Consider the following 5,251-nt stretch of genomic DNA (forward strand, 5'->3'; position numbering starts at 1 on the left):
TCGGCGATGGGGGTGCCTGATAGCCTTGCCCAGTCCTTCCTGAAGAACGTCGCCTACGATCCCCAGGAAAAGACGCTCCTCATCGGGGCTCTCGCCAACATTCCCGGTCTCATGGGTGCCTCGATTTATATCGAGAAGGCAAACAGGGCGCATGAAGAAGCGGTGACACTCTTCCTGCGCGTTCGGGCCCAGCTCATGGAACTTTATAACGAGAAAGAACAGTCTGTTGCCGCTATCATCGATGCCGGCGGAACGCCCCTGCTCCTGACAAAGAGCGGGAAGGTCGTCGGGGCATTCCCACTCGATTATATCGCATGGACCGCTTCACTGGCGAGGAAAGAGGCTGAAATCTCACAGGCAATACAGAATATCCCTAACCTCACAGGCAAAGAGCTCTGGATTACCGGAAAGGTGGATGCCGAAGCCCGCAAGGGCCTGGAGAAGCGAGGCTGGAAGATAGAGGATAACATCCAGGCGAAGTTTCTTAAGAATCTGCATTACTGATAGCGATGTAAAGGGAAAACGCGAATACTACTCCTATTGTTGACAATAAGGAGGATTGAATGAAAGCGATGAAGTTAGGACTTCGTGCCTTGTTTCCTGTGCTGCTATTTGCCATGTTTGTGTCGAATGCCGTGCCTCTGTGGGCTGCCGAGCCAGACAACGAGGAACTTGCCAAGGCAGCGCAAAACCCTGTCGCAAATTTAGTCAGCGTGCCGTTTCAGAACAACATCAACTTTAACGTCGGCCCCCAGGGCGGAGTGCAGAACATCCTGAACATCCAGCCCGTCATCCCCTTCGAACTGAGCTCGGACTGGAACCTTATCACCCGCACGATTATGCCGGTAATCTCTCAGCCTCCTTTTGCTCCGGGACAGGATACACAGTTCGGGCTCGGCGACACCCAGTTATCGTTATTCCTGTCGCCTGCCAAAAAAGCCGACGGATTCATCTGGGGCGTCGGCATGATAGCACAGATACCGACCCATACGGACAGCAGGCTGGGATCGAATCTTTGGGGTCTCGGCCCCTCTATTGTGGGACTGCGCATCGATGGGCCCTGGGTGTATGGCGCCCTGATCAATAACCTCTGGTCTTTGGGCGGCAACGGCTCCAGTGCCTATAACAATTTCCTGCTCCAGCCGTTCGTCAACTACAACTTCGGAAAGACCGGCACGTATCTCACATCGTCCCCGATTTTGACAGCCAACTGGAAGACAGGAGATTGGATAGTGCCTCTGGGCGGCGGCATAGGCCAGATCTTTCACATGTTCGGAAAGCTGCCTGTTAATGCTTCGTTACAGTCATACTATAACATCGCTCATCCGGAGGGCCTTGGACCGGAATGGCAGATTCGGTTTCAAGTTCAGTTCCTCTTCCCTAAGTAACGGAAGGGCATCCGTTCACCTATTTCCTTCTTGACTCAAGGGCATCCAATCTCCCCAGGGCCTGAAGGTTCTTGGGGTCTATCGTCAGGGCATTGCGATATTCCTCAAGGGCCCGGTGAGTGATGCCGAGTTTTTCATATATCGCACCAGTGGTAATCCGTATGCCCGCATCCTTCGGAAGAAAGGTCATCGCCTGCTGCATGACTTTCAATGCCTCATCGTAGAGTCCCTGCTTCGCGTAATACTCATAGACTCTGTAGAAAAACGAGGCATTCACCACTTCTTCGTGACCGAGACAGTTTAGCGCGTTTCGGTATGCATGTTCAGCCGGTTCTTCTTTCCCGATACGATGCAGGTAGTCTCCGAAAGTGAGATACGGCAGCACCCTTTCAGGCAGGGCATTCACCATCTCCTCATCGCTCACCCCCTGCAACACCATGGCCGTGATGTATCCTCCCGTTTTGTTCGGAGCGAGAGAGATCGCCGTCTTTATATTCTCCATCGCCTCCTCCCGCCGCCCCTGCGAAAAGAGCCACGCAGCATATGTCCCATATCTCCTGTGATCAGCAACATCACAGGTGATGCCCGCCCGGAGCAACTTCTCCGCTCTATCCGCGTCCCGCAAAGTGGAATAAGCAAGTCCCATGCCCTGCAGATACTCTCCCCTGAGGGGGCTGAGATCGACCGCCTCACGGTAATGAACGATGGCGTTCTTCGTCTGCACTAACGCCATCTCTGTCTTCCCGACGGCGTAGTGATATTCCGGCTCAAGCGGATCGAAGAGGGATGCCCGATGAGCGGCGTCCTTCATCGAAAGCAGTGTCTTCTCATCAATGCCCCCGTAAAGGCGAAGGCCTTTGATAAAGGAATAGGTGAAGTCGCCGATCAGCAGACCCCCGTTAAAGACGAGGCTCGCGAACAGGATGAGGGCGGCGGAGAAAACGAGCGGGCGCAGCGGCGGAGACGGGATGGCCCTCAGATAGGTCCTGCCAAGCCCCTCCCGTAATCTCGTGTTTGCTGCCGAAACCGTCAGCCCGGCCAGAAAAAAGAAATAGAGCCCGTTCGATCCGATATGGAGATTAAAGTCCGTGAAACTGTGAATGAGGATCGCAGCCATTCCCGTGATGCTTCCGATAAAAAGATAACGGGAATAGCTCTCCCTCCGAGTGAGGAATCGACTATAAGAACGGTATAACAGCGTCAGGAAAAACCACGCCGTCAGGAGAAATGCGATGACGCCCCCGTCAATAAGAATTTCGAGATAATCATTATGCGCATGGTCGATAAGGTACTCTGCCTGGAGAGTCCGGTATTTGGGATAGAGATCGGCGAATGTGCCGAAACCGGCCCCGGTCACGGGGTAATCCTTGATGATCGTCATACTGTCCTTCCAGAATGTCTGCCTCGCGTCCTTGATCTCTCCGTGGATGTCCCTCGTCTTTTCGAAGCGCTCGAGAACAGGTCCCCATCCGATCCACCCGACTGAAAAGACAATGACGACGAAGATCGCGATGACAACGATGCCCCTCCGCCTGTTTATCCCGTTCATGATGAGCAGCCCGCCCAGGAAAATCATCGAGACGCAGAGGCTCAAAATCCCCCCCCTCGAGAGGCTCAGGAAAACAGAGGTAGCGATGAGGATCGATGCGAGACCGGTGAGCAGATAGTTATTCGCACGCCTCCTGCCGAGGAGTTCCGACAACTTTTCACGCAGGGACTCGTATTCAACCCTCGGTTTAAGGGCAAGAAAGACGCAGAGAGCGACGGGGAAGACCATCTCCATGAAACCCGCATAGTGGTTTCTGTTCACGAATGGGCCGAAGGGAAAACCCGCGACGGGAAGATCCCTGAGCCAGAAGATCTTACGATTGTAAAATAGATACTGGAGTATCGCGAGAAACGCGATTCCAGAAGAAAAGAGGATTACCGTCGCGACCGTTTTCTTCAGGAGTTCTCTCCTGCTCAGCATTTGCACGGTGAGAATGTAAAAGGCCACGTACGCCGCGAACCGGAAAAACTCCTGAAGGGTAGCCTTCTTGTGAATTGACAATGAAATCCATTTGACCGGTTCCACGATCCCGACCGTGGAAGTATAGAGCCCGTATGTCTCGGGAGAGAGGAACCTCACCAGCCCCGCCGGCAAAGGGATGAGTTGCAGCACGTAATACGCAGCGAGGCAGAGTAACGGGACGATGCCGGGGACATCATGAAGAGAGCTTTCTCCTTTTTTTGTCTCCCTGAGAAGATAAAGGAGAAGACTCACGAACGAAAGGGTCTCCATGACGGTTAACGACCATGGCTCAACCGTGCCGAAGGCGAGAGGAGCAAAGATCAGGATAAGGAGATATATACGGTAGATGTTACGGAACATAGATCGATCTGCCCGATACTACTGCCTCCGGATTCGCTGTTACCAGCCTGGCGGCGTTTTCTCTGCCTATCACTTCCCCCGCAACCTTGAGTCCTTCGGAGAGTACCGGCCTGCGCCGGCTGTTAGAATGAGCATCGGTCGCAATCAGATTGACGATGCCTCTCTTCAGGAGATAAACGGCACACTCGCGCACATCGGTGCCGAACCCTCCGGTGAGAGAATCTGCGGTTATCTGAACAAGGCAGTTCGAATCGAGTAAATCGAAGAGCAGAGCGGGATCATTCATGACCGAAGAATTTCTTTCGGGGTGGGTTATGATGGGACGGAACCCCTGTGCCGCCATATTGAAGAGGATGCTCCTCGCCTGCAAGGGCAAATGACTGTGGGGGAATTCGAGAAGGATATAGTTCGTTGCCTCCACCGCATAATCCTTCAGCAGCGAAGGGTCGATGAGGGCGTTCACATCAGCCCCCCGAAGTATCGTTACCGGGATATCGAGATCACGGAGACGGCGGTTCAATGCGTCCACACCAGCCCCTATATCCTGGGGAGGCAGCAGCGCATCGCGAACATGGGGAGTGGCCACGATCGTGGTAATTCCATCCTGGCAGGCCGTTTTCGCCATTTCGATTGACTCCGAGATATCTGCCGGCCCATCGTCTATCCGGGGAAGGATGTGACAGTGGATGTCGATCAAGAGGACCCTACCGACCCTAATTAAAAGAGTGGGATCATGAGTATTGTAGGGGATGCCGATCCCTTAACCCGGTGATTGCGTCTCCTCTTCCTCGGAATAATAGTAGTTATGATAGCGGTAATAGGAATAGTCATCCTTCTTGATATCAAGGGCATTAATAATGATACCGAGGACATGGGACTCCGCGTCATCTCGCCGTCTGCCGTGCAAGAATCTCAGACCCCTCTTCACATTCTCGTAAGTCGTCTTTCCTGACCTGGTGACGATAAGAGTTCCGTCGACTATCCGCCCGAGTACTAGGCCGTCGGTGACAGTCAGGAGCGGCGGTGAATCACAGATAACAATATCGAATTTTTCACTGAGCGTTTCGACGAATTCATTCAGCCTGTTCGAACTGAGCAGTTCAGAGGGGTTCGGCGGGATCGGGCCTGATGGAATGATGCTGAGATTCGGTAACGGTCCCTCTTGAATCGAGTCAAAAGCTGAGGTGCCGGCGAGGCAGGTAGACAATCCCTTTGCGTTGCTCAGTCCGAAGACCTTATGAATGCGCGGCTTTCTTAGATCTGCGTCGATTAAGAGAACGCTGTATTCCGACAGGGCAACCGCTATCGATAGGTTAATGGCGATTGTTGTCTTGCCTTCACCTGGGCCGGCACTCGTGACGAGTACCCGCTTCGGAGGTCTTACGGCGGACGAAAGAAGGAGCGCCGTCCTGATGGCCTTAAAATTTTCAGCAAAGGCCGAAGAAGGCTCTCTCATCACCATGTCCTCAACGGATTTGCCTCCCGACTTCAC

At 53.5% G+C, this 5,251-nt stretch carries 5 protein-coding genes; 2 read left to right on the forward strand and 3 right to left on the reverse strand.

What is annotated here, in order from left to right; all coding sequences use genetic code 11:
* Both VEI96_06400 and VEI96_06405 read left to right on the forward strand, forming a co-directional pair.
* Positions 1 to 504 (forward strand): hypothetical protein (locus tag VEI96_06400; GenBank protein ID HXX57613.1); only part of this gene is annotated, 504 nt, incomplete at its 5' end.
* A 59-nt stretch (positions 505 to 563) separates the two neighbouring features.
* The gene (locus VEI96_06405; GenBank protein ID HXX57614.1) at positions 564 to 1,388 is read left to right on the forward strand and encodes a hypothetical protein; all 825 of its coding nucleotides are present in this window, start codon (positions 564 to 566) and stop codon (positions 1,386 to 1,388) included.
* 19 nt (positions 1,389 to 1,407) lie between these two features.
* Here the strand turns inward: VEI96_06405 and VEI96_06410 are convergent, their stop codons facing one another.
* The 3 genes from VEI96_06410 to VEI96_06420 all read right to left on the reverse strand — a co-directional run.
* Positions 1,408 to 3,759 (reverse strand): O-antigen ligase family protein, encoded by a 2,352-nt coding sequence (locus VEI96_06410; protein ID HXX57615.1) that lies wholly within the window; start codon positions 3,757 to 3,759, stop codon positions 1,408 to 1,410.
* Positions 3,749 to 4,456, reverse strand: a complete 708-nt coding sequence (locus tag VEI96_06415) for a CpsB/CapC family capsule biosynthesis tyrosine phosphatase (GenBank protein ID HXX57616.1) — start codon at positions 4,454 to 4,456, stop codon at positions 3,749 to 3,751. Before VEI96_06415 ends, VEI96_06410 begins: the two co-directional genes overlap by 11 nt.
* A gap of 63 nt (positions 4,457 to 4,519) precedes the next feature.
* The coding region (locus VEI96_06420; GenBank protein ID HXX57617.1) for a CpsD/CapB family tyrosine-protein kinase at positions 4,520 to 5,251 on the reverse strand (732 nt) is incomplete at its 5' end.

The sequence above is a fragment of the Thermodesulfovibrionales bacterium genome, assembly GCA_035622735.1.
Lineage (GTDB): Bacteria > Nitrospirota > Thermodesulfovibrionia > Thermodesulfovibrionales > UBA9159 > DASPUT01.